At 70.1% G+C, this 24,256-nt stretch carries 18 protein-coding genes and 2 pseudogenes; 9 read left to right on the top strand and 11 right to left on the bottom strand.

The features are described from left to right. Positions 1–39: 39 nt before the first annotated feature. Positions 40–1,653, bottom strand: coding sequence for an AMP-binding protein (locus tag ACGFMM_RS26535; RefSeq protein ID WP_393648935.1), 1,614 nt, complete (start codon positions 1,651–1,653; stop codon positions 40–42). After that, positions 1,650–3,326: an AMP-binding protein gene (locus ACGFMM_RS26540; protein WP_393648936.1), complete on the bottom strand. Its 1,677-nt coding sequence runs from the start codon at positions 3,324–3,326 to the stop codon at positions 1,650–1,652. Before ACGFMM_RS26540 ends, ACGFMM_RS26535 begins: the two co-directional genes overlap by 4 nt. A gap of 116 nt (positions 3,327–3,442) precedes the next feature. Here ACGFMM_RS26540 and ACGFMM_RS26545 point away from each other — a divergent pair, with 116 nt between their 5' ends. After that, a complete protein-coding gene (locus tag ACGFMM_RS26545; RefSeq protein ID WP_393648937.1) occupies positions 3,443–4,288 on the top strand; it encodes a LuxR C-terminal-related transcriptional regulator in 846 nt (281 codons plus the stop codon). Here ACGFMM_RS26545 and ACGFMM_RS26550 read toward each other — a convergent pair. Beyond that, positions 4,281–5,390, bottom strand: a complete 1,110-nt coding sequence (locus ACGFMM_RS26550; RefSeq protein WP_393648938.1) for a winged helix DNA-binding domain-containing protein — start codon at positions 5,388–5,390, stop codon at positions 4,281–4,283. The two genes, ACGFMM_RS26545 and ACGFMM_RS26550, sit on opposite strands and share 8 nt — an antisense overlap. A 159-nt stretch (positions 5,391–5,549) precedes the next feature. Here ACGFMM_RS26550 and ACGFMM_RS26555 point away from each other — a divergent pair, with 159 nt between their 5' ends. Beyond that, on the top strand, positions 5,550–6,704 hold the full coding sequence (locus tag ACGFMM_RS26555) for a magnesium and cobalt transport protein CorA (protein WP_393648939.1): 1,155 nt from the start codon (positions 5,550–5,552) through the stop codon (positions 6,702–6,704). Positions 6,705–7,450: 746 nt separating this feature from the next. Further along, a complete protein-coding gene (locus ACGFMM_RS26560) occupies positions 7,451–7,876 on the top strand; it encodes a hypothetical protein (protein WP_393648940.1) in 426 nt (141 codons plus the stop codon). Positions 7,877–7,939: 63 nt separating this feature from the next. Here the strand turns inward: ACGFMM_RS26560 and ACGFMM_RS26565 are convergent, their stop codons facing one another. The 5 genes from ACGFMM_RS26565 to ACGFMM_RS26585 all read right to left on the bottom strand — a co-directional run bounded on the left by ACGFMM_RS26565 (position 7,940) and on the right by ACGFMM_RS26585 (position 13,261). Next, a complete protein-coding gene (locus ACGFMM_RS26565) occupies positions 7,940–8,479 on the bottom strand; it encodes a Pycsar system effector family protein (RefSeq protein ID WP_393648974.1) in 540 nt (179 codons plus the stop codon). After that, the gene (locus tag ACGFMM_RS26570) at positions 8,479–9,402 is read right to left on the bottom strand and encodes a hypothetical protein (protein ID WP_393648941.1); all 924 of its coding nucleotides are present in this window, start codon (positions 9,400–9,402) and stop codon (positions 8,479–8,481) included. Before ACGFMM_RS26570 ends, ACGFMM_RS26565 begins: the two co-directional genes overlap by 1 nt. Further along, entirely contained in the window at positions 9,399–11,471 is a 2,073-nt protein-coding gene (locus ACGFMM_RS26575) for a hypothetical protein (RefSeq protein ID WP_393648942.1), read from the bottom strand. Before ACGFMM_RS26575 ends, ACGFMM_RS26570 begins: the two co-directional genes overlap by 4 nt. Beyond that, positions 11,468–12,355 (bottom strand): hypothetical protein, encoded by an 888-nt coding sequence (locus tag ACGFMM_RS26580; RefSeq protein ID WP_393648975.1) that lies wholly within the window; start codon positions 12,353–12,355, stop codon positions 11,468–11,470. The genes ACGFMM_RS26575 and ACGFMM_RS26580 overlap by 4 nt, the downstream gene beginning before the upstream one ends. A gap of 141 nt (positions 12,356–12,496) precedes the next feature. Further along, the gene (locus ACGFMM_RS26585; RefSeq protein WP_393648943.1) at positions 12,497–13,261 is read right to left on the bottom strand and encodes a Crp/Fnr family transcriptional regulator; all 765 of its coding nucleotides are present in this window, start codon (positions 13,259–13,261) and stop codon (positions 12,497–12,499) included. 704 nt (positions 13,262–13,965) lie between these two features. Between ACGFMM_RS26585 and ACGFMM_RS26590 the strand changes: the two genes are divergently transcribed. The 3 genes and pseudogenes from ACGFMM_RS26590 to ACGFMM_RS26600 all read left to right on the top strand — a co-directional run bounded on the left by ACGFMM_RS26590 (position 13,966) and on the right by ACGFMM_RS26600 (position 16,760). Continuing rightward, on the top strand, positions 13,966–15,633 hold the full coding sequence (locus tag ACGFMM_RS26590) for an AAA family ATPase (protein WP_393648944.1): 1,668 nt from the start codon (positions 13,966–13,968) through the stop codon (positions 15,631–15,633). A 189-nt stretch (positions 15,634–15,822) separates the two neighbouring features. Continuing rightward, a pseudogene (locus tag ACGFMM_RS26595) lies at positions 15,823–15,966 on the top strand (CorA family divalent cation transporter); the annotation flags it as partial. Positions 15,967–16,100: 134 nt separating this feature from the next. Then, a complete protein-coding gene (locus ACGFMM_RS26600) occupies positions 16,101–16,760 on the top strand; it encodes a hypothetical protein (protein ID WP_393648945.1) in 660 nt (219 codons plus the stop codon). A 69-nt stretch (positions 16,761–16,829) separates the two neighbouring features. Here the strand turns inward: ACGFMM_RS26600 and ACGFMM_RS26605 are convergent, their stop codons facing one another. Together ACGFMM_RS26605 and ACGFMM_RS26610 are read right to left on the bottom strand one after the other, a co-directional pair. Continuing rightward, positions 16,830–18,011, bottom strand: coding sequence for a hypothetical protein (locus tag ACGFMM_RS26605; protein ID WP_393648946.1), 1,182 nt, complete (start codon positions 18,009–18,011; stop codon positions 16,830–16,832). A gap of 115 nt (positions 18,012–18,126) precedes the next feature. Beyond that, complete coding sequence (locus tag ACGFMM_RS26610; RefSeq protein ID WP_393648947.1) at positions 18,127–19,419, bottom strand: hypothetical protein; 1,293 nt, start codon at positions 19,417–19,419, stop codon at positions 18,127–18,129. A gap of 392 nt (positions 19,420–19,811) precedes the next feature. On the opposite strand from ACGFMM_RS26610, the gene ACGFMM_RS26615 reads away from it, so the two are divergent. The 3 genes from ACGFMM_RS26615 to ACGFMM_RS26625 all read left to right on the top strand — a co-directional run bounded on the left by ACGFMM_RS26615 (position 19,812) and on the right by ACGFMM_RS26625 (position 23,289). Beyond that, a complete protein-coding gene (locus ACGFMM_RS26615; protein WP_393648948.1) occupies positions 19,812–22,220 on the top strand; it encodes an ATP-binding protein in 2,409 nt (802 codons plus the stop codon). Positions 22,221–22,335: 115 nt separating this feature from the next. Further along, positions 22,336–22,845, top strand: coding sequence for an ATP-binding protein (locus ACGFMM_RS26620; protein ID WP_393648949.1), 510 nt, complete (start codon positions 22,336–22,338; stop codon positions 22,843–22,845). A 15-nt stretch (positions 22,846–22,860) separates the two neighbouring features. Beyond that, positions 22,861–23,289, top strand: a complete 429-nt coding sequence (locus ACGFMM_RS26625; protein WP_393648950.1) for a hypothetical protein — start codon at positions 22,861–22,863, stop codon at positions 23,287–23,289. A 73-nt stretch (positions 23,290–23,362) separates the two neighbouring features. Here the strand turns inward: ACGFMM_RS26625 and ACGFMM_RS26630 are convergent. After that, positions 23,363–24,256: pseudogene (locus ACGFMM_RS26630) on the bottom strand (glycoside hydrolase); the annotation flags it as partial.

The raw sequence follows: 24,256 nt of genomic DNA on the forward strand, positions 1-24,256 counted from the left end.
GGGCCGCGGGGCGTCGCCGGGCCGGGCCCTAGCCGCGGCCTATCCGGCCGACCCGTACCGCTCACGCAGCTCGATCTTCCGCACCTTCCCGCTGACCGTCATCGGGAACGCCGTCAGGATCTCCACCCGCCGCGGGATCTTGTAGTGCGCGAGCCGGTCCCGGCAGAAGGCCGTGAGCTCCTCCAGGGTGGGCGGGTCCGCCGGGTCGCGCGGGATCACGCAGGCGAGGATCTCCTCGCCGTACTTCTCGTCCGGCACGCCCACCACCTGCACGTCCGCGATCTTCTCGTGGGCGTACAGGAACTCCTCGATCTCCCGCGGGTACACGTTCTCGCCGCCCCGGATGATCATGTCCTTGATCCGGCCGACGATCTGGACGTAGCCGTCCTCGCGCAGCACCGCGAGGTCGCCGGTGTGCATCCAGCGCCCGGAGTCGATCGCCTCGGCGGTGCGCTCGGGCTCGTCCCAGTAGCCCAGCATCACGCTGTAGCCCCGGGTGCACAGCTCCCCCGCCTCGCCGCGCGGGACGGTGATGCCGGTGGCCGGGTCGACGATCTTCACCTCGACATGCGGCAACGTGCGGCCGACGGTGCCGGTGCGGCGCTCCAGGTCGTCGTCGCGCCGGGTCTGTGTGGAGACCGGCGAGGTCTCGGTCATGCCGTAGCAGATGGACACCTCGGCCATGTTCATCTCGGCGACCACCCGCTTCATGACCTCCACCGGGCACGGCGAGCCCGCCATGATGCCGGTGCGCAGCGAGGACAGGTCGTACGAGGCGAAGTCGGGCAGGTTCAGCTCGGCGATGAACATCGTCGGCACGCCGTACAGCGAGGTGCAGCGCTCCTGCTCGACGGCGCGCAGCGTGGCGGCCGGGTCGAAGGAGGGCGCCGGGATGACCATGCAGGCGCCGTGCGAGGTGGCCGCCAGGTTTCCCATCACCATGCCGAAACAGTGGTAGAAGGGCACCGGGATGCAGACCCGGTCCTGCTCGCTGTAGGCGATCATCTCGCCCACGAAGTACCCGTTGTTGAGGATGTTGTGGTGGGAGAGGATGGCTCCCTTCGGGAAGCCGGTCGTCCCCGACGTGTACTGGATGTTGACCGGTTCGTCGCAGCTCAGCGCGGCCGGGCGCAGCTCGCCCACATCGGCCGCGCGGGCCACGAGTGCCTCCCAGGTCGGGTCGCCGATGTACACGACCTCCCGCAACCGCGGGCATTCGCCGCGCACCTGCTCGACCAGCGCCCGGTAGTCGCTGGTCTTGTGCGCGAGCGAGGCGACCAGGAACGTGATCCCGGCCTGCCCGAGCACATACGCCAACTCGTGGGCGCGGTAGGCCGGGTTGATGTTCACCATGATCGCGCCGATGCGGGCGGTGGCGTACTGGAAGAGCACCCACTCCGGGCAGTTGACCGCCCAGATCCCGACCCGGTCGCCCTTCGCCACCCCGCTCGCCAGCAGCGCGTCCGCCAACTCGTCGACGTCCGCACCGAATTGCGCGTACGTCCAGCGGCGTCCGGACGGCACGTCGACCAGCGCCTCCCGGTCGGGCCAGGCGGCGACGGCGCGGTCGAGGTTGGCGCCGATGGTGTCGGCGAGCAGGGCGGTCTCGCCGGTGCCGTGCGCGTAGGAAAGAGTCACAGGAACCCGGCTCATCGCAGCTCTCCCTCGTCGAATTCGGCGCCCTCGCCGTTGGCGGTGCGCTCGCGCAGTTCGATCCGGCGGATCTTGCCGGAGACGGTCTTCGGCAGCTCGGCGAACTCCAGCTTCCGGATCCGCTTGTACGGGGCGAGCACCGCGCGCGAGTGCGCGAACAGCGCCTTCGCGGTCTCCGGGCCCGGCTCCCAGCCGGCCGCGAGCACCACGTACGCCTTCGGCACCGCGAGCCGCAGCGGATCGGGGGCGGGCACGACCGCCGCCTCCGCCACCGCCTCGTGCTCCAGCAGCGCGCTCTCCAGCTCGAACGGCGAGATCTTGTAGTCGGAGGCCTTGAAGACGTCGTCGGCGCGCCCGATGTACGTGATGTAGCCGTCGGCGTCGCGGGAGCCGATGTCGCCGGTGCGGTAGTAGCCGTCGGCCATCGCCTCGGCCGTGCGCTCCGGGTCGCCGTGATAGCCGGTCATCAGACCGACCGGGTCGGCGGACAGGTCGAGCGAGATCTCGCCCTCCTGCGCGCCCGGCTTGCCGGTGACCGGGTCGAGCAGTTCGACCCGGAAGCCGGGGCTGGGCCGTCCCATGGAGCCTTCCTTGAGCCGCTGGCCGGGGCTGTTGGAGACCTGCACGGCCGTCTCGGTCTGGCCGAAGCCGTCCCGGATGGTGACGCCCCAGGAACGCCGCACGGCCTCGATGACCTCGGGGTTGAGCGGTTCGCCGGCCGCGACGACCTCGCGCGGGGGCGTCTTGAGCAGCGTCAGATCGGCCTGGATCAGCATCCGCCACACGGTCGGCGGGGCGCAGAAACTGGTGACGCCGTTGCGGTCCATCTCGGCCATGAGGCGGGCCGGGTCGAAGCGCGTGTAGTTGTGGATGAAGACGGTCGCCTCGGCGTTCCAGGGGGCGAAGAGGTTGGACCAGGCGTGCTTGGCCCAGCCGGGCGAGGAGATGTTGAGGTGCACGTCGCCGGGCTTGAGCCCGATCCAGTACATGGTGGCGAGGTGGCCCACGGGGTACGAGGTGTGGGTGTGCTCGACGAGCTTGGGGCGGGCGGTGGTGCCGGAGGTGAAGTACAGCATCAGCGTGTCGTCGCCCTGGGTGACCCCGGTGGGCACGAACGGCGTGCAGGCGCCGTACGCCTCCTCGTACGCGATCCAGTCCGCGACGCGCTCGCCGACCGCGATGGGGGTGTAGTTCCCCGGCACCTCGGCGAACTTGGCCGTGTCCTCGCTCCGGACGATCACGTGCCGGGCCCGGCCGCGCTCCACACGGTCCCGCAGATCGGCCGGGCCGAGCAGCGGGGTCGCGGGGATCACGACGGCCCGCAGCTTCATCGCGGCGAGCGCGGTCTCCCACAGTTCGACCTGGTTGCCCAGCATGACGACGATCCGGTCGCCCGGGCGGACGCCGAGCCCGCGCAGCCAGTTCGCGACCCGGTCGGAGGTCTCGGACAGCTCCGCGAAGCTCCGCCGGACCTCGCTGCCGTCCCCCTCGACGATGTGCAGCGCGGTGCGGTCGTTGTCCCGGGCGATGACGTCGAACCAGTCCAGCGCCCAGTTGAAGCGCCCGAGCCGGGGCCAGGCGAAGCCCTCGTACGCGGTCTCGTAGTCCTCGCGGTGCTGCAGCAGGAAGTCCCGGGCGGCCCGGAACCTCGTCGTCTCGCTGCGTTCCGACATGCGTCCTCCTCGTTCCGGACCGTTGCGGGGCCGATCCGGAACATCGTGTAATCAGTGACCCAGGTCTCACTACCCCCGTTCGGGGGTGCTCAGGTGCTTCGTCTGGAGGAAGCGGCGTGATCGAACGCGAAGGGCCGGCCGGCTGGGACGCCCGGGACGGCGCCGCGGAGCTGCGCGCCGCGCTGGTACGGCTGCGCCGCACGACCGGGCTCCCCGTCGCCTTCGGCGGTCTGCTGCACCCCGACGGCCGGCGGCTGCGGATCGCCGAGCTGAGCGGCGCGGCGACGGCGGCCCTGGACGGACTGGCGATCTCGACGGGCAGCGGACTGGGCGGCAGGTGTCTGGCGCTCTCGAGGCCGTGCGCAGTGACGGACTATCCGTCCGCGCGGCACATCACCCACGAGTACGACGGACCGGTCTCGGCGGAGGGCCTGCGCTCGGTGATCGCGGTGCCGGTGGTCGTCCGGCGGAAGGTGCGGGGGGTGCTGTACGGGGCGCTGCGCGACGCCCTGCCGATCGGGGACCGCACGTTCGACGCGGCGGTGGCGGCGGCCCGGGACGTGGAGCAGGCGCTGGCGGTACGGGACTCGGCCCCTGTCCGGGAGGTGGGCGTCCCGTCGTGGGACGAGGTGCGGCGGGCCCACGGGGAGCTGCGGGACCTTGCCCCGCAGGTCGGGGACCCGGAGCTGCGCGAGCGGCTCCTGGCGGTGTGCGGCCGGCTCGCGGCGGCGGCGGAGCCGGTCTCGCCGCCGACTGCGCCGCCGGCGGTGGCGCTGGCCCCGCGGGAGCGGGACGTGCTGGCGGCGGTGGCCACGGGCGCGACGAACGCGGCCGCGGCGGAGCGGCTGGGACTGCGCCCGGAGACGGTGAAGGCGTACCTGCGGTCGGCGATGCGCAAGCTGGGCGCGCACACCCGCCTGGAGGCGGTGCTGGCGGCGAGGGCGGCCGGGGTGCTCAGGTAGCGAGCCGCACGCGGTGCTCGGGAACATCTCGCGCGAGCACGCCGAGGGTGTGGTGGGCCTCCGCCTCGACGGCGGCCCGCTCGGACCGGGAGAGCGCGCGGAACGGCTCGACGACGAGCGTGACGGCGCCGTCCTCGGTCTCCAGCCGCCAGACGCCGGCGAGGAACCCGTCGACCAGGAACGTGCAGTGCGCCTGGTTCCCCGTCCAGGTGCGGCCGCGGTACTCGGCCGGGACGACGCGGGTGCGGTCGTCGTGCGAGAGCAGCAGATTGTCGAACTCGGGGAGGAAACGCGGCGGGGCCGGGACGTCCGGATCGGGCCGGGGGGCGTCGGGCAGGTCGAACAGCTCCGTGCCGTTCTCGTCCCGGAAGACCAGCAGCCCGGGCCGGAGCCGGTCGAAGACCGCGCGCATCCGGGTCAGCCCGGACCAGGTCTGCAGGTCCTTGACGGAGGCGGGCCCGAAGGCGGCGAGGTAGCGCCGTACCGTCTCGTCGGGCGCGGGCGGCGGGTCCGCCACGGGCCGCCCGAACCAGTGCTCGGCGGTGGTCAGCTCGACCTGGCCCGCGTGCCCCCAGAGCCCGCGCGGCGTGACCTGGACCAGCGGCAGCAGGCAGCGGGCGGCGACGGTGAGCGCGAGCGGGTCGGCGTCCGGCCACCGGGCGAGGAGCTCCGTACGCAGCTCCTTGACGGACCGGGGCGTCTCCTCGACGAGCTCCCGGCTGACGGCGGCGAGCCGGCCGAGGTCGACCCCGACGAGCCCCTTCCGGAACATCTTCAGCTCCCGGTCGGGCCCGCCGGCCTGCATGAGCGGCCGCAGGGCGAGACAGTCGTCGGCGGTGTGGGTGTGGATGGTGGACCGCATGGTGACCAGGCGCGCCACGGCCCGGGACTCCATGAGCGAGGACAGCTCCTCGGGCCGGAACCCGTCGAGCCGCGCGGCGAGCGCGTAGTACGGCGGCTTGGTGTTCTGCGCCTGGAGACCGACGAGCCGCCGCACGGCGTCCCCGGCGGGCAGGGCCCGACGCTCCAGCAGGAGCTGCCGGTGGAGGGTGGCGCGGTTGAGGGCGCGACGGCTGAGGAGAGGCTGGGCGTGGGCGGCCATGGAAGAAAAGCTACGCGCAGTCGCGGACAGGTACAGTCCGCAAGGAGAAGAAAGGCACGGCGGCGCCGGGGGCCGGGCCGGTACGAGGCCACGGGGAAGGGCCCCCGGTTATCCTGCTCCGAGACGCCGATCACCGGACCTGCGGAGGTGGACCCCACGATGTCGGAGCGCCGCCCCCGGGCCTCGTTGTCCCCCCTGAAGCACTCCTGGCACCGCCAGCAGGATGCCGAGCCCCCGTCGGACGCGGAGGCGCAGGAGCAGCCCGAGCAGGAGCAGCCGCAGGAGGGCCCGCAGCAGAGCGTGGTGCAGGCGTCGCTGTACCGCGACGGCCGCCGGGTGTCGTCCCCGACGACGCTCGCGGAGACGTTCCGGCAGCTGCGGGAGCAGCCGGAGGGCATGGCGTGGATCGGCCTGCAGCGCCCGACGGAGGAGGAACTGCACTCCCTGGCGGCCGAGTTCGACCTGCACGAGCTGGCGGTCGAGGACGCCCTGGAGGCGCACCAGCGCCCGAAGCTGGAGCGCTACGGGGAGACCCTGTTCGTGGTCCTGCGCGCGGCCCGCTACCTGGACGCCCAGGAGGAGGTCGACTTCGGCGAACTCCACGTCTTCGTCGGCCCCGACTTCGTCATCACGGTCCGACACGGCGCGGCCCCCGACCTCTCCGCGGTCCGCCGCCGCATGGAGGAGACCCCGGAGCTGCTGGCGCTGGGCCCGGAGGCGGTCCTGTACGCGATCCTGGACGCGGTCGTCGACGGGTACGCCCCCGTGGTCGCCGGCGTCCAGAACGACATCGACGAGATCGAGACCGAGGTCTTCGGCGGCGACCCGTCGGTGTCCCGCCGCATCTACGAACTATCCCGCGAAATAGTCGAGTTCCAGCGTGCCACCCGCCCCCTGGTGGGCATGCTGCACGGCCTGATGGCCGGCTTCGCGAAGTACGGCACGGACGAGGAACTCCAGCGCTACCTCCGCGACGTGGCCGACCACGTCACCCACACCAGCGAACGCGTCGACGGCTTCCGCCAGGCCCTCAGCGAAATCCTCACCGTCAACGCCACCCTGGTCACCCAGCAACAGAACGCCGAAATGCGCGCCCTGGCAGAGGCCGGCTTCGAACAGAACGAAGAGATCAAGAAGATCTCCGCCTGGGCCGCCATCTTGTTTGCACCCACACTCGTGGGAACCATCTACGGCATGAACTTCGAGGACATGCCGGAGCTGAAGTGGGCAGGAGGCTACCCCTTCGCCATTCTCCTGATGGCAGTGGTCTGCGTGAGCCTGTACCTCATCTTCAAGAAGCGCGACTGGCTCTAGAGGGCGTATCGCGATGGTTGATCTACTTCGCTATCGCGAACGACGAGAGGTAGCCCGCCGGGCCCCTGGGGAGATTCTGGGAAGAATGCGCCCGGCAATCCGAGTGCATGCAGCCCGTCGCCCACTGGCCGGATGCCAGGCGGGAGAGACGGGCAGGACCGCGCTCAGGGACAGGGGCCAGGGTCGGCGGCGTACGGCTACCAGCAGTAGGAGACTCCATGCGGTCAGGCACATACAGCAGGACACCGCTCAGGCTCGGCCGACCGGACCGCGGCTGCTGGCGCCGATCCCCTTCGAGGTCGAGTCGGTCTTTCCGGAGCTGGCCGGTACGGCCCGCGAGGTCACCCTTCTCTACTCCCGGGCCGGGCAACCGGGCCCCGGCGACAGCTCCATCGGCGGGCCCCTGCTGTGGCCGGGTGGCGAACCCTGGCCGATGTGCGCCGAACCGGACCGCTACAAGCCGCTCGACGGACCCGTCGGGCCCGAGCCGGTCGCGATGGTCCCGGTGGTCCAGCTGTACGCACGCGACGTGCCTGACCTCGCCTTCCCTACCGGCACCGACCTGTTGCAAATCCTGTGGTGCCCGCTCGGGCACGAGGACGATCAGTACGCGGCCAGCCCTCGCCTCCACTGGCGCAACACTGCGCTGACAGCCTCCGACGCCTCTGCCGACAAACCACCCCGCCCGCACACCGCGGAGGAGGACTACCTGCCCCCGGCCGTGCACGGTGTCCCCCACACCAGCCGTGGAGTACCCGAACTGGCACCTGCCGGACGAAGTCAGGGAGCAGCTCGGCGAACGCTTCGAGGCCCTGCAGCAGGAACGCGGCTTCGACTACTTCGAGGTGGCCACGACCCAGCAGAGCAAGGTCGGCGGCTATCCGAGCTGGACCCAGCCGCCGGACTGGCCCAACTGCGCCGGCTGCGGCACACGCATGGAACACCTGCTCAGCGTCACCGCAACCGAGGCGGGCATGGGCCGATGGCTCCCCCTGGACGAGCGGAACCCCAACCAGGACCAGGCCGCGACCCCGTCCTGGCGAGCCGAGGCGGACCCCGCCGCCCTTGACACATTCGGGCACCACATGGGCCTGGGTGACCTCGGTGGCATGTACTTCTTCGTCTGCCGCACCTGCCCAAACACCCCCTACACCCACCGCTACGACTGCTGAACCGGGCCTGAACGGGCTGCCCTACTCACCGAACCTCCCACTCGAGGCTGGTCGCTGAGCCGGTCAGCGACCGAGCGCAATGGCCAGGAAGGCCGCGGTGATCGCCGGCAGCAGCATGACAATGGCGTACCGCACACAGCGGTTCTTGGCTCGGGCGATCCTGCTGGTCTCCCTCAGCGCACGGAGTAGCCGGGGCTGGGGATCCGAGCCGTCCCGCCTGAGCCCAGCCGACAAATCGGCGCGCGTCTCTGCACGCACCACGTCTTCGTAGTATGCGAGGAGGCCGTGCCTCTCGCTGGCTCGTGTCCCACGGCGCGGGGCGAGAGCCAGGAGCAGGAAGACCAACGCCCCGGTCGTCGTGGCCGCTGCCGTCCACCACAAAGGGACGGCCCACAAGGCATCGACGGGACGCCGTACGAGAAGGAGCCCGAAGAGAGTTCCCCCAGTAGCCAGAAGAATGGCTGCCTTGCCGTCAGCCCGGCCGATCTCCGAATAGTTCTGCGCAATGAGTTCTCGCGACAGAACCACCACGTGGTCCGCGTCCGACGCATGGCGTTCGGGCCGGGTTCTCAACTGGGCAAGACGAGACGGTAGATGCCACATCACGGCGCCCCTCCGTGGAAACCGTTCATGCGCCTGTGCGGTACACCCGAGTCACCTATCCTGCGCAAGACCTCATCGCCCTGGGGTACGCCGACTTCGCTGAGGAGGCGCGCCAGGTTCACCCCGACGAAGCCCCGGTCCTCCTTCGTCAGTCCCTGAAGCGTTGCCGCCAGCGTCCGCTCCCATCCGTCCCGCTCGGTGAGCAGGTCGCCGTGTGCGACCGTCCAGTCGAGCACCTCCCTGCCCTGGTCGGGATGGTGAAGGAGCCAGAGCGCCGCCAGACCGACGGGGCCACCGGCAACCACCTCGCGGTAGAAGCGGTACGCCTCGCGGTGGGCCTCGCCGAAGCCCGGCGGAAGGACGAGTTCGGCAGGATGGCTTGAAGCCGGCAAAAGGCCGGCTGGAGGGTCCAGGAACCAGTAGGTCAGGCCCGTCCCGTCGATGCTCCGTGGCTGACCGGGGGGCTCGATCTGAGCGGTCCCGTACAGGATCGGCGGCTGTCGAAGGGGATCAGAGACACCCGGCAGCGCGGCACTTCCGCGGACGGCCTGGTCGATCAGCCGGCGCGCGGTGTCCTCCGTGAGGCGGCTGCGCGCCGCGACCACCGGGTTGCTGACGTTCCAGGCGACTTCGTAGCGTGCTCGCGAAGGCGTTGATGTCGCAGGGCCCCGGCGTGACACCTCCACCACGGTCCGGCGCTCCGACAGCGAGACCCACCCGATCGAGTCGAACTCCCTCCGGAAGGCCTCCCCGATCGACGGTCGGGGGTATCCCCAGATGTCTCCACCTCGGGGCGGCTCGAGGCGGTCCGATTCATCGTCCGAGAGGAAGACGAGCGCGCGATCCGAAGACGAACCGAACCGTTGCCTCAGCAGCTGCCGAACCGGCGAAGACCTCACCGGCGTAAACAGTGGCCTGCTCATGACGCACTCCTCCTTCGCGATGCGTTCGTGTGATCTCGGTGGCGCCCCAGTAGGAAACGCATGACCCCCCGACGATGGCGAGCGGTACGGGAGAGCTCGCTCAACACGTGGTCGAAGGCCGCCCTCTGGAACATGTCGGGGTCGGCTTCGACCCGCCCAAGCCCCTGGGCCACCGCGTCGTACGTGGCCGGGTCATCAAGACCGAGCACGACGAGTGCGAAGCCCTGCGCGGGAAGGCGCTCCAGAGTCCGGGCCAGACTCATACGGACGGCACCCGGTGCGCCCGGCTGGGGGAACGTCGAGAGTGACATGGAGTGGATCACGTGCACCGCCAGCGTGTGACGGGGTGTTCCCCGGCCGGCTTCCAGCCACCTCGTCACCGTGTCCAGGACCTCGATGTGGTTCGCCTCCTCGGTCAGGAGGGCACCCAGCGCGAAGGAGACAGCGGCACGCAGCTTCGCGTCCAACTCCGGAGAGGAGCCGTCGAGGACGGTGTCCAGAAGCTTGAGGGCCGCTGCCGGCCTGGCGAGACCGTAGCTACCCGCACAGGTCTCGGCGACCGTGCAGCGGAGAACGGCAGATGACCGGCTCCACCGGCGCATCTGCTCCTTGACCGCACCCGACACCAGCGGGTGCTGGACGATCTCTCCCAGCGCGACTGCGACCAGACGTCGGCGCCAGCGGTCGCCTGAGGAGGCGAAGCGTTGCAGCTGAGTCAGCGCGCCGGGGCCGGTGGCGTGTGCGAGCACCCTGCCGATCGCCTCTCCGGCGGCCAGATCGAGGCCCGGCTGATAGCGCAACTGCTCGAGCGCTCCCCACAGCACTTCCGGCGCACCTTCGAAGTCCAGCCACAGGTGGCGCAGGAGTGTCGCCGAGCGGTGCCTGCCGGAGAAGACGATCGGCTGCACGGGGTAACGGTACCGGTCGGCGGAAGAGCTACGAGGTGCCAGCGGGCGTGCGCCGATGGCTTCGAGTCGGTCCTCGAACGAGGGGCCGAGGACATCCGGCGACTGATCCTCCGGGGCCTCGTTCTGTCCCGTCTTGGCAGCACGCGCACCGAGTAAGCGGCGCGCTGCTGTGGCGAACTGCTCGATCACCGTGCGGTCCTGTCCAGGGAGCAGAGCGACGGCCGCCATCAAGGAGACCTTGTCAGCACTGTGCCGGGCCTGAGCGAGCGCGGACCGGGCGGCGGCCTCGGTGCCGGTCAAGAGGTCCTCGAGCACGAACCCGGTCGGTGTCGACGCCTCCGCAGACTGCCGCAACCCGTCCGATAGGTCGACGGCGTCGCCGGGCAGCGGATGCGTCGAGAGGCATTCGGCGAACTCGGGGGAGGCCAGGTGCCCCAGTGCAACATCCAGTTGTGAGTTGTCGAGCCTCCCTTCAGCCGCCATGAGCCGTAGTCGCCTCTCTGCGACCTCGTGCGGTCCGGGCGCGGCATGCGCCTCTTCCCACCGACTGGTGTCTGGCGGCAACCGGGCATCCTGCGCCATGGTGACGACCAGGTGCGCCCCGGCACCGTGCAAGACCTCGGCCAGGCCCGCCAGCCGCACGCCGTCGAGAGACCGGGCGGATGCCGCCGGCAAACCCTGTAGGAGGTACCCGCGGCCGGCCTTCGGCCGCCACGCCGACAGATCCGCCATCGCGTCCAGGCCCGTGACACCGCTCTCGCCGTGCCTTTCGACGAGAAGGGCGAACGCCGCCGTGCCGGCGCCCGTTCCGGCCCTAGCCCTGAGCAGCACGATCCGGCTGTCCAGCGCCTTCCGGCAGCGTGCGAACGACGGCGGTTCGACGAATCCGTACAGCCGGCCACGCACCTCTTCCTCCGGATAAGGCCCCTCACGCAGGCGCGGCTTGAGAATTCGCTCGGTGGCTTCGTCGTTCCACGCACTGATGTTCAGGTACGTGAAGTCGCCGCCGACGTTCCCCATCAACGCGACCCCACTGTCCACCCGTTGATGGCCCTCACGGAGGGAACTGTGCTGACCGGCCCCCAGGCCAACCGACGGATCAGGCTGGTCGTTGTCCGGCTGGAAGTCCGGCTGGGCGGCGGGGCCGGGTCCGGCGTTCACCGGTGGTCCCCGTCGCCGGCCCGCTTGTCACCCGCAACGTTGTCTCCGCTGCCCCAGTGTTGGTTGGTTCCGCGGTACGTGGTCGCGGGCGCGGTATAGGTGAAGTCACGACCGACGTTGCCCATCACCGCGGCGCCTTCCCCGACATGCTGGGAGTTTCCGCTGAACTCCGTGCCGGAACCCTTGTCCGGTGCCACGGCAGGTGCCGTCGGCACCGCATCTACGGGTTCCTCACGCGGCTGGATACCCGCCTTCACGAGGTTCCCGGAAGGCGAAGGAACATACAGCCAGGCCCGCTGCGAGAAGTTCTTGCCTTCGACGGTGGCCGACACTTCGACACACCGGTCGGGGTGGAGCCCCGTGTAGGCGCCCAACACGACGTCCTCGAAGACCCGTTCCGAGATAATTGCAGCAAGGTGGGTCACCTCCTCGCTCGCCGCGGCAAGGATCGCCTTGACCGGACGCGAATCCAGGAGTCGGTGCATGTCGTTGCGGGCCGTGCCGTTGCCGTCCCCGGGCTCGCCCCCGTCGGGCAGCGGGCCGACGTGGACGCTGGCCCGGAGCCTGATCCGCGGGCCGACGGCCTGCCGGTTGTACGAACCGAGCACGTCGTCCAGAACGCCCAGGAAGGGCCAGAGCACGTAGGGCAGGTGCACCGGATCGCACCCGAAGACGACGCCGTCCCCCGTATTGGCGGGAAACCGCTGGGCATCGCGCAACTGGTGCAGGCCGGCCCGCTCCAGGGCCTGGTCCACCAGCTGGGGAATGAGCTGGCTGACCGGGCCGTGTTGAGCAGCCGGCAGACCGGTGAAGTCCTTTGCGTCGACGGCGAACAGAGCACGGTACGGCGGGAGCGGTCGGCTTTCGGCGTACGGATGGGACATGGGTACGGGCACGCGGAATCTCCTCACGAATGGTCCGTCAAACAGCCGTAGTCGGGCTGCTTCGAGGTTCCATCCGTGCCGCTCCGCCGAGTGCACAGCGCTGGGCGCATGGGGTGTGGCGCGGGTCGCAGGCCGCCGTCCTCAGTCGGCCGCCGCCCAGCGCTGCAGAGCCTCCACGTCCCTGATGACGATCACCCGCCGCGCCGTTTCGACCAGCCCGACGGCCCGCAGCTGCCTCAACCCGCTGATGACCGCATTGCGTGTGACGCCGATCGCCTGCGCCACCTCTTCCTGGTTCAGCCCCGTCAGACGAACCGCGTTGCTCTCCGCCATCTGATCGGTGAGCACGGCCAGCCTCAGCAGCGTGCGCGCCAGCCGCACGACCAAGGGCAAGGTCTGCAGTTCACCTCGGTGGAGGTCTGACTCGCGCATCCTGGCGAGTGCCTGGCGCATCAGATGGATGACCAGTCCGCGCTCCTCGACGAACCGCACGAAGCGCTCGGCATCCAAGACGACCGCTACACAGGGCGTCAACGCGACAACGTCTGCCGTGCGTGAAGTTCCGTTGAAGACCGAGACCTCGCCAAGTAGATCCCCCGGCCCTCGGAACGCGAGCCAGGTCTTGGCACCGTTGGGCTCACGGCACACTACTTTGGCCAACCCGGACGTGAGGGCCAGGAGGTGTGTCCCGGGAGAACCTTGCCGCAGCATCACGCTGCGCTCCGGAAACATCCTGGTCACGCCTTGACTGCGCAGGTCGCGCCAGACGTCATCGGACAGCACGCGTCGCCTTCCCATCACGACCACACCGGTGCACATCGGACCCACGAGTTGTACGCCGATGTTGCGGGCGGCATCGACGATCAGGTGACGTTGGCCGAAAGCGATCGCGGCGGCCCAGCTCAACTCGCTGCTTGGCGGCGAGCGCCAGCACCTGTTCTCGATAAAGGCCAAAACGGCTCGTCGTAGCCCCCCGGCGACCCGCCATGCTTCTCGAGCGGAGCTTCGGCCGCGCGCCGAATCTGCCCCAATCGAGGCTCGCACCACACTGCCGGCGCGGCGGCCAGGCAAGTCTGTTCATGACGGATACCCGTCCTCGCCCAGCGGCTGGCTCCGGGGCGTCCGCGGGCCGACTGGTTGAGGTGTCTGCCTTGAGGACCACGAAATCCGGCCCAAAGGCTCGCCATGGCCGTCTCCGGGCGCTCCATGGAACAAGGACTCCTGGGCGTTCCGATCGCTCGGCCCGGATTTCACTTGCGGGCTGTGAGCTCGGCGAGGAGGGCCACAACCGTGGCGGCTCCCACGACAGCGGCACCAGCCTCTGGTGTGTACAGAGCGAGGGTGGTGACGAGCACACCGACCAGCAACAGGAGAGCAACACGCACACTTGCGGGTTCCATGGACATTCGCCTTCCGTACGAGAGAGAACGGGATGTACATCCAGCGTGTGTCCCTCACGGATGACCTTGACGACCTGAGACGCCACCTGACAACTTCGGCCAAATTTTCCCGACGCCTGACATGATCTCGGCCGAGAATCGAAGATCTCGTGCATACCTGTCGGCCCGTCTGATTGACAGGATCTGACACAGGCCGACAGGGGGAATCGCATGGCGGGCGTCCAGTCTTGGAGGAAGCCGGACCTACACGAACGTCCCGTGCTCAAGAAGCTCAACGACGGCCTGCACGGCCTACGACTGGACGCTGGGCTCCCGTCTGCACGAAGCATCCGCGACCGGATCGGGAAGGACGCGCAGGACTACTGGATCGTGAACCACCAGGCAGTGCTGGACACCTTCCAGAGGCCGGACCTCCCCAAGCTGGGCCGCCTAGAGCTCATCGTCGCCGTCCTGTCCGAGGACGCGGGTCGCGACGACCCCGAGAGCGAAGTCAAAGGCTTCAAGGGGCTATGGAAGCAGGCGTGCGACGAGACGGTCGCGCAAGCATCCGTGCAACCGCCGACTGAAGCCGCTGCTTCGGGCGTCAGCGACGAAGCGAGAATCCCCACCGATCCTGTGGATGCACCCGACCAGGATGCCGAAGGAACACATCAGCAAGGTACGCAAGGCGCATCAGCCGATGAGGAGACGCCTCCTGACATCGACGAATCGGCTGCACGCGTCAACTACGCCGAGGAGTCCCTCAAGGGGTTGATCATCAACGCGGCGCAGGCCCTATGGGACGACAAGGATGCATTGCGGGTCTTCCTCGGCATCGTGCGTCGCAGTGAGGGGTTCGTCAGGATGGCTGACGCAGTGGCCGAGCGCCGGCCGGCGAACGCAACGTTCTACGGGGTCAGGAGCAGGGAGTTCGAGGTTGATCCCTCTCCGGCACGACACGAGCTTGTCATGCTGCACCGTCTTCTCAATGAACACAGGATGAAGCTGGGCCTGTCGTTCACCGAGTTGGGGAATCGGACTGCTGTCTCGTCTGACGAGTGGATCCGTTGGTACACCCACGATGAGCTACCACGTCGTGACGCGATCGTGGCCTTCTCTCACGTAGCGCGCTTGACGCTTGAAGACCACATCCTCCTTCTCGGCCTTTGGGAAGCTGCCCATGAAGCACTGGACGCACAGCGTCGCTTCGATGCTCTGCCGACACGAGTCAGCTTCGAAGAGGCGTGGTCGATGCGGGAGTCGGCGACCCCGCGAACATGGGTGCTCGCGGGCGTCGCGGGAGAAGAGCAACGAGTCTGCGGCCCCGACCTGGCGACCGGAACTGCGCCGGCTTTCGTCGTGACAGGACCGCCGGGATCTGGACGGTCGACTGCGCTGGTGAACATTGCACTCTCGCTGCTCGAGGCCGGTACCCGAGTCGCACTGGCTGCACCCAAAGCATCTCCTTTGCGAGAACTGGCTGACCGGAGCGGCGTATTGGCTTGCTGGGTACGCGACGAACTCGGGAGCGAGGATCTGGAGGAAGTTCTGGCGTCGGCGTCCCTCGATGAACCGGTCGTCGTGCTGATCGACGACGCGGACGTCCTCGCCGAGTGCGAAGCGAGGCGTCTACTGGAGAGCATGGTGCAGCACGGATTCCAGGAGGGTACGGCCTTGGTCGTGGCCGTCCGCGAAGACACACGCCGTCTCCGCCTCGGCTGGCTCGGAGAAGCGGTGAAAGCCCATCGTGGCCTTCTGTTGTCCCCACAGGAGCGGAGCGCCGGCGATGTGATCGGCGTCAGGGTCGGCGACTCCGTCATCGGCCGGCCCATCGCCCCCGGCCGGGGTTGGCTGCATCTCGGCGACGGAAAGCTAGTGGCTGTGGCAGTACCGGAGTGACGCCGTGACTTCACCTGCTCGGATCCATCTCGGTGAGACCGCAGCTGCTGGACCCCACGGCCTTCCACGAGGTCATACGACTCGAGCGCAGCACATCGCGGCTGCGGGACCCCGATCGTGGGGCCGGCCAAAGTCCCCCTTGGTACGGCCGGGTGCGCTCAGCGGTCCTGGCACCCCTGGAATTCCGCTACAGCTTCCGCTGCGATCTACGGCATGAACTTCGACAACATGCCGGAGCTGCACTGGGTGGGCGGGTATCCGTTCGCGATCGTGCTGATGGCAGTGGTGTGCACGAGCCTGTACGTGATCTTCAAGAAGCGCGACTGGCTTTAGAGGCTCCTTGGCCGGCGCCACCGAGCGGAAGGCGCGCGTCCGCGCCTACCCGAGTGCCATGATCACCTTGTTGATCATCGTGCTGGACGCGCGAAGCGTCGGGCCTGGGATCTGTCGCTTGAAAAGGGAGACTTGTGAGCACATCTGAGGATTCGCTGTCGTCCTCGACCGCCCGGTCCGGGGACCTTGAGCGGCTGCTGGTCGGGGCCGCGGATCTGCCCAAGGCGGGCCTGGACGATTTCACCGAGCTGGCCTCGCCTTCGTCCGACGAGGACCCGCCGCCGATGACCGGCCCGACCCCGGAGGGCACGGCTCTTCTGAACCGGGCGTTCAACGACAAGCCCGCGAGAGAGGTCAGGACTTCGTTCGCGAGCACCGACTCCTCGATCGTCGTGGACGAGGGGGTCTCGGAGCGGGAAGCGGGAGGCGCCGCCGTCTGGATGGCCGAGATGCGAGAGGTGTACGCCCTGTGCGCCGCTTGGACGATCAGCTTCGGCGATCAGGAGATTCCCGTTCAGGTGGTGGATCCGGCCGATGACCCGAGCAAGCCGCTCCAGGTGGAGCAGAGGTTCGGCGACGAGGCATTGATGCGCACGATGCTCGCCGGTCCGGTCGGACAGCAGGCCCAGATCACCACTCTCCTGGTCCGCGACGGTGACCGGGCGCTGGAACTGACGTTCCGCAGCTTGGCGACCGAACCCGGCACCCCCGAGGCGACCCGGCTGGACCTCGCGATGTCGAAGTTCCTCGAGCTGGCTCCGGCCAAGTTCCTGGCGCCGCCCTTCGCCGGCTAGAGCGGCGCGGCACCGGGAACTGCCGCAGGCGGAACAGGCGTCCGCCTGCGGCAGGTTGGGGATCCGGGCTCAGGAGGTCTCGTTCAGGTACACCCCGGACGTGCCCTCGCCCGGCGTGTTGCGGCAGGTGTAGTTGCGGTCGGCGGGCTCGTCTGCGATCAGGCTGAGGCAGCGGCCGAGGGCCAACTGCCCGTAGTAGTTGGGGTGGAAGGACTCCCGCAGGGTTCCCTGCGTGAGGCCGGTGGTGAGGAAGCGGGCCCACTCGCTCGTGGCGGCCGAGGGCTTCTGCGAGGAGGTGGCCAGGCGGGACGACGTCGAGCAGACCTCGTGGCCCTGCAGGAGGTCCTGGACGTCGAGGAACTGCACGCCGCGGTCGGCGGCGACCTTCGAGAGCCGCTCGGCGACCTGCGGGACCATGCCGTCGCGGGCCCAGTCCAGGGCGTTGTCCGTGGCCGGGCATCCCCCGGTGTTGGTGCGGCTCCATCCGCTCTCCGGGTAGCGGGCCTCCGAGCTGCGCGGTACGGGCGACGGGTACGACTGGAGCACGATCCGGTAGTCGGAGTCGGAGTAGCCGGCGGCGGACATGACCGCGCGGATCTCGTCGACGGCCGTCCCGACGTTCTCCATCGCCGTGTCGATCTTCGCGTCGATCGCCTCCTGCGCGTCGGGGACGCAGTCGGGGCCCGAGAGTTCGTAGCTCTTCACGCAGTCGGCGATGAGGTCGGTGAAGCCCAGGTCGTTGCCGCCGACGGAGAGCGCGATCAGCCCGACCCGGTCCTGCGCCGCGATCTCGGCGAGCTGATCGGCCTGCGGGGCCTCGCCCTTGAACGACTCGCCACCGCTGCTCGCCCGGAAGACGTCCTCGGTGTGGGCGCCGGCGCAGGCGATGTTCACGGCCTGGTAGACGCTGAAGGCGCTGATCACCTCGGAGGAGTCGGAACGGTCGCACCCGTTCTTCGCGCTGGTGCCGTAGACCTTGCTCGTGCTGTAGCCGATGCCGGTCCAGGCGCGGTCGGTACCGGCGCGGGAACCGGTGAAGGTGACGCTGTTGCCCATCCAGCGGCCGGCCTCTCCGGAGATGTAACTGTCGCCCATCGCCACGGCGATGCCGGGGTCATCGCTTGTGGCGGCGTGGGCCGCGGACGTCACCGCCGGCAGCAGGCCTGCGGCGACGAGGGGGAGGGTGAGTGCGACGGCGGAGAGCCGCCTGGATCGGCCGGTGGACGCGGCTCGGGCCTTGCGTTCTGTCATGGGGGGAGCTCCTGCGAACCGCCTCGGCTGCCTGACACAGCGAGGCACGAAGTGGAGGGGGAGGGACGGGGTGCGGACCGCTCGGGAAGCGGTCCGCACAGGTGCGTTGCGTCGGTCAGTCCAGGAACACGTCGTCGCCGGACTCGTCTTCGGCGTACTCCTCCTCGGAGGTCTCCTCCTCGACGGAGGTGCCCGGGATGCTCAGCAGCGGCCACTCCTCGCGGTAGATGGTGAACGGCAGGTCCCGCTCGAACAGGGTGGTGCCCGCGATCCGGAGGCGGGCGATCAGCGCGCCGTCGATGTCCAGGCCGCCGTACAGCTCGACCGGACCGGTCTGGGACTTCACGCCGCCCTCGCCGTCGAAGACGACGCTGCCGCTGACCACCGTGCGCACGTACGGCTCGATGCCGGCCCTGACACCCAGGCTGTCGAAGATCGCCACGGTGCCCTCGGTGAGGAGGCCGGTGCGGATGTCGCCCTCACCGGAGATCGCCCCCGTGACCGGGGCTTCCGTGGTGCTGCCGGAGTCGGTGCTCCTGCTCCAGCCCTGTCCCTTCTTGTAGTCGGCGTACACGCCCCAGTCGTCGGCGTAGCTCTGCTCGACGTCGACGGTGACCCTGCCGTTGGCCGTGATGTGGGCGTAGAGCGTGAGGTCCAGGTTCACGACGACCGGCAGCCCGGCCGCCTTGACCACCGGAGAGGCGCTGAGGGACGCGATCGGAACCTTGATCGAGGTGTCGTCCGCCGTGAACCGGCCCTTGACGTGCCAGTTCGCCTCGGTGTCGGCGCTGAAGCCGACGTGGGCCTTCTGGACGTCGAAGACGGCGCCGGTGTAGTCGAAGTCGATGGAAGGGGCGACCTCCATGGAGCCGGAGAATTCGGCCGACGAGCCGTTGGGCAGCTCGATGTCGGTGTCGGCGCTGATCTTCAGGGCCATCCCGGCCGAGGCCGAGGCGCCGTCGATCCGGGGCACGTAGCTGACGTGGAGCCCGGACACCTCAGGAGTGACGGCGAAGCTCGACGGGGACACCGCAGTCCGCACGGAGGCGGTCTTGGTGCCCAGCAGCTCGTTGATGGCGCCCGGGCGGGTGCTGACGGACACCTTGCCGTCAGCGGCCTTCCGGACGCCCGTGACCACGAGCAGCGCGCCGTCCGGAGCCGCGTCGCACGGCAGGCTGTCGATCACCTGGCCGACCTTGACGGCGGCGGACGCGGCGCCGGCGGAGAGCACGGCGTCGCCGGTCTCCTCGTCGTACGAGAGCAGCTGGATTCCGCCCGCGCCGGTGATGAGGGGGGCGACGATCGGGGCCGCCGTGGCGGCGCTCGCCGTCGGCGCCGCGCCCAGGCCGCCGAGCGCGAGCACCGAGGTGACCGCCAGGACGGAAGCGGTCTTCTTGCATATGGACATGAGGTAGGGCCGCCTTCTGGTGGGGGGCAGGGAAACGGCGTTGCGGGGAACTGACGGTTCATCACATCGACGTTCCCGATCCGGCCTTCGAGCGTCCGGTCCGGCCTTCGAGCGTCACTGCCGGGCGGGCCCGCCGCCCGTGTCCGTCGCACCGCCGAGCGCATCATGGGCGGCGAACGATCAGGGTTTCTATCCGTAGGCCGTTTCGCGGACTACGCAGAAATCGGTGCGCGTACCCACTACGCCTACCGGTCGGTAGCCGACCGGGCAGGCGGCCCGCACCAGGTCGCCGAGAGCTGCCGCCTCGGCCGGGCCCGCCGGGACACGCCCGGCCCGGGCCTGGTCCCGGAGACCGGTCCGGCGCCCATACTGAAGTGGAATGACTCGTTCCGATGGAGGCGATCCCGGACATGGGCAACCCGACGCCCTCCGCCGACCGGCCCGCGACCGGCCGAGGGCAGGCCACGATCCCCGTGGCCGCTCCCTCCGCCGGTACGGCCCGGCTGCCCGCCGAGGTGGCCAGCTTCGTGGGCCGGCGGGCCGAGCTGAGCGAGATCGGACGGCTGCTCTCGGCATCGCGGCTGTTGACGCTGGTCGGCCCGGGCGGCGTCGGCAAGACCAGGCTGGCCCTGCGCGCGGCGGCCGCCGCGGAGGCGTCGTTCCCGGACGGCGTCCGGCTCGTCGAGCTGGCACAGCTGCGGGACCCGCTGCTGCTGGCGCAGAGCGTCGTCGACGTCCTGGACATCGAGGACCGGTCCGACCGGCAGGCGGCCGACGTCCTGGCGGCCCACCTGGCCGACCGCGAGGTGCTGGTGGTGCTCGACAACTGCGAGCACCTGGCCGACCCCAGCGCGCGACTCGTGGAGACCCTGCTGCGGGCGGCACCCGGCCTCACGGTCCTCGCCACCAGCAGGCAGCCCCTGGGCGTGGTCGGCGAGCAGATCTTCACCGTCCCCCCGATGCGGGTGCCGGCCGAGGACCGGTCGCCCGGCCCGCGCGCGCTCGGGCGGTACGAGGCGGTGAGCCTGTTCGAGCAGCGGGCCGCCGCCGTGCTGCCGGGATTCGCCGTCACGGACTCCAACGCCGACTCCGTGGCCGGGTTGGTCGCCGCCCTCGACGGACTCCCGCTGGCGATCGAACTCGCGGCGTCCTGGCTGCGGGTGCTCCCCGTGGACGACGTGCTGCACCGCCTGACCGACAGGTTCGCCCTGCTCGACACCGGCACGCCGGCCGGACCGCAGCCCGCCCGGCGGACCCTGCGGGAGCTGATGGACTGGAGTTTCGAGCTCTGCGCGCCGCAGGAGCAGCTGCTCTGGGCACGGATGTCGGTGTTCTCCGGCGGCTTCGACCTGGCCGCGGCCGAGGCGGTGTGCTCCGGCGACGGCATCCCGGAGTCGGCCGTCCTCGCGCTGGTGGCCGGCCTGGTGGACAAGTCCGTCCTGATCCGGCAGGAGACCGCCGGCGATGTGCGGTACCAGTTGCTGGAGACGGTCCGCGAGTACGGCCACGACCGGCTGGAGGGGCTGGACGGGAGTACGAGGGCGCGCCGACGGCACCGGGACCACTTCGCGCAGCTGACCGAAGAGGCCGACGCTCATTGGTTCGGGCCCGATCAGGTGGCGTGGTGCGACCGGCTGCGCGCCGACCACGCCAATCTGCGGGCAGCCCTGGAGTTCTGCGTCACCGAGCCGGGCGAGGCGGGCACCGGGCTGGCGATGGTGGGGCGGCCGCGCGACTACTGGATCGCCATCGGCTCGCTCTCCGAGGGCCGGCAGTGGCTGGCGCGGCTGCTGGCCGCCGCCCCGGACGACGACGCCCCGGTGCGCACCCGGGCCATGGGGCTGAACGCGTGGTTCGCGGTCCTGCAGGGCAACGAATCCGAGGCCGAGCCGCTGCTCAGGCAGCACTACGAGCGTGCCGAGCGGCTGGGCGACACCTCCGAGACGGCCTGGGCGCTGCAGTACGTGGGGGCCGCCCTGGGTTTCTCGGATCCGTCGGACACGGGGGCGATCGCGATCTTCGGCGAGGCGGCATCGGGCCACCGGGACCTCGGCGACATGGAGGGGCTCAGCTCGGATCTCTTCATGCAGGCGATCGCCGAGTCCCTGATCGGGGACGTCGGCCGGGCACTGGACCTGAGTCGTGAGGCGGTGTCGATCTCGGACGGCGCGGGCGAGTCGTTCGTCCGCTCCTACGCGATCTTCTCCATGGCCCTGGCCACCTGGCGGAGCGGGGACCGGGCGACCGCCACCGAACTGGTACGCGAAGCGGTCAGGCTCAAGAAGTCGTTCCACGACCGGTGGGGGCTGGCGCTCTGCGTCGAGCTGACCTTCTGGACCGCCGCCGAGGACGGGGACCACGACCGCGCCGCACACCTCCTGGGAGTCCTGCACGCCTTGTGGAAAGGGCTCGGCGCCTCACTGGAGGAGTCCGTCCCGTTCATGATCGAGGCGCACGAGCGGTACGTGGCACAGGTGCGCGGCGCCCTGGGTCAGCGGGCCTTCCAGGCGGCCGTCGACCGCGGCGCCCGGCTCACCCCCGAGCAGACCGTCGAGGACATCCTGCGGACCGAGAAGACTCCGGCCGCCGCCGCTCCACCCGGGGTCCGGCTGACCCAGCGGGAACTGCAGGTCGCAGGGCTGGTCGCCCAGGGCATGAGCAACAAGGAGATCTCCGCGACCCTGGTGATCTCGCTGCGGACCGCCGAGAACCACGTCGAGCACCTGCTCACCAAGCTCGGCTTCTCCTCCCGGACCCAGATCGCCCTGTGGGCGTCGCAGAACCCGACAGGACGTACGTAATCGGGCGTACGTAGTGGCCTGTCAGCGCATTGAGTAGTTCCCCCGTGGTTCCCCGGGGCCCGGCCGAGGAATGTGGAGGCATCCGCTCCACACCACTGCTCCCGGGAGTCCCCCCATGGACGCCATCGCAACGGTCCCGCCGCCGAACACCGGCCTCAAAGAGCCGACGACGGCGCCCCTCGTGACTCTCCTGCCCCTGCTGCACCATCGCGGCGTGCCGACCGCCGAGCGGCCGGGCACGTGGGTGCTCCCCCACTGCCCACGATCCGTCCGCATCGCCCGCCACACCGTCCGGGCCGCGCTGCGCCGCCGGGGCGCCGACGACGACACCGTCGACCGGGCCGAGCTCGTCGTCTCCGAGCTGGTCACCAACGCCGTCCGGCATGCCCGGCCGCCCCTCGCCCTGCGCCTGCACCACCTCGACGATGCCACGCTGCGGATCGAGGTCGACGACGGCGGCCCCACCGAGCGGGAGGGCGCCCGGACAGTCGGCAGCGATCCGGAGGAACACGGCCGGGGCATCGCGATCATCGCCCTGATCGCCTCCGCGCACGGCAGCCACCGCCGCCCTGCCGGTACGACCTACTGGGCCGAGCTGTCCGCCGCCGAAGCACCCCTCACCTGAGGAGAGGACAGAACCATGACCACTGCTCCCCGCAGACCGGACGCCCTTCCGCCCGCCGCCTACCTGCGCTGTCCGCTCGGCGCGGCGGCGGCCCTGCACGGCCGGCGCGAGGCCCTGCGGCGTTTCGCCGCCCGCCTCGGCGTCCCGACGCCGGTCTTCTACGAGGACTACCTCGACCCCGGCGCCGACCCCGACCGGACCCCGCCCCGGTTCGAGGCCCTCACCCGTGCCGTGCTGGACGGCTCCCACCGTCTGTTGCTGCTTCCCGGCCCGTGGGCGCTCGCCGGCACGGAGGCCCGCGTCCGCGCCGCCATCCGCCTGCTCACCGCGGCCGGCTGCGGCCGCATCCTCATGCTCCCCCCGCCCGTCCGGCCGGTCCACGGCCGGGGACGCAACGACGCCGGGCCCGCCTGGGCCCCGGTACGGCCGGGCCGCCTGCCCTGAACCGGACCTGCCCGGCCGCGCGTCGCGGCCGGGCAGGTCGTGGTGCTCCCAGGGGTCGGTGCAGGGCTGTCGGTCAGTTCAGCGGGCGGCAGAGGAGGGCGTCGGGGGCTCCGCCGTGCTGCCACTTCCAGGTGTAGGCGACGCCGGCGAGGTACTCGTCGTCCCTGCACTGGCCCTTGTAGGCGCCGGGGGCCCAGTCGCTCTTCACCGAGCCGCCGGACGCGGGCCGGTTGTCGCCGTGGTCGAACCAGCGCAGAGGCAGGTTCGTTGTGGGCAGCGACCGTGCGGAGGGCTCGCAGAGCAGGGCGGCCATCGCGTTGCCGTTGACGCTGTAGCCGACGGCGAAGGTGTTCTCGGGGCATTCGAGCTTGTTGTAGCCGCTCGCCCAGTCGCCGTTCTTGACGTGACGCTCGTCGACGACGGTGATCCACTCTTCGTCGGTCCTGCCGGGCTGGTTGGCGTCCGTGCACAGGCCGCGGTTGTTGCTGCGGGCGAGGCCGACGACGCGCTGGCCGTCGGGGCAGACGCCCTTGCGGTTGCCGACGCTCCAGTCCGTGTTCCGGCCCAGGAAGCGGGAGAACTGCTGGTCGCCGTAGTCGAGGTTGAGCATGTTCCAGTGGTTGACCTTGGCGACCTGGCCGGTCTTGCCGGAGGCGTTGACCAGCTTGTTCCAGGCGGTGGCGCGCCAGTCGCCGCCGTCGTTGACCGCCTGCCGGTTGCCGTCCTCGTCGTAGTTGATCAGCGCCCAGTTGTCGTTGATCTTGCCGTTCGTCTCCCAGCCGACCAGCGGCCACTGCGCGAAGTCGGTGTCGTTCGCCACCAGGATGTCGACGAACCGGTTGAACCAGTCCTTCTCCTTGGCGTCCGTCTGGCCGCGGCCACCGGTGCCGAACTCGCTGACCCACACCGGCGCCGTGAAGTGCTGGCCGGACTGGGTGACGAACAGGGCCTGGTCGTTGACGACCCT

This window comes from Streptomyces sp. NPDC048604 (assembly GCF_043199435.1).
Lineage (GTDB): Bacteria > Actinomycetota > Actinomycetes > Streptomycetales > Streptomycetaceae > Streptomyces.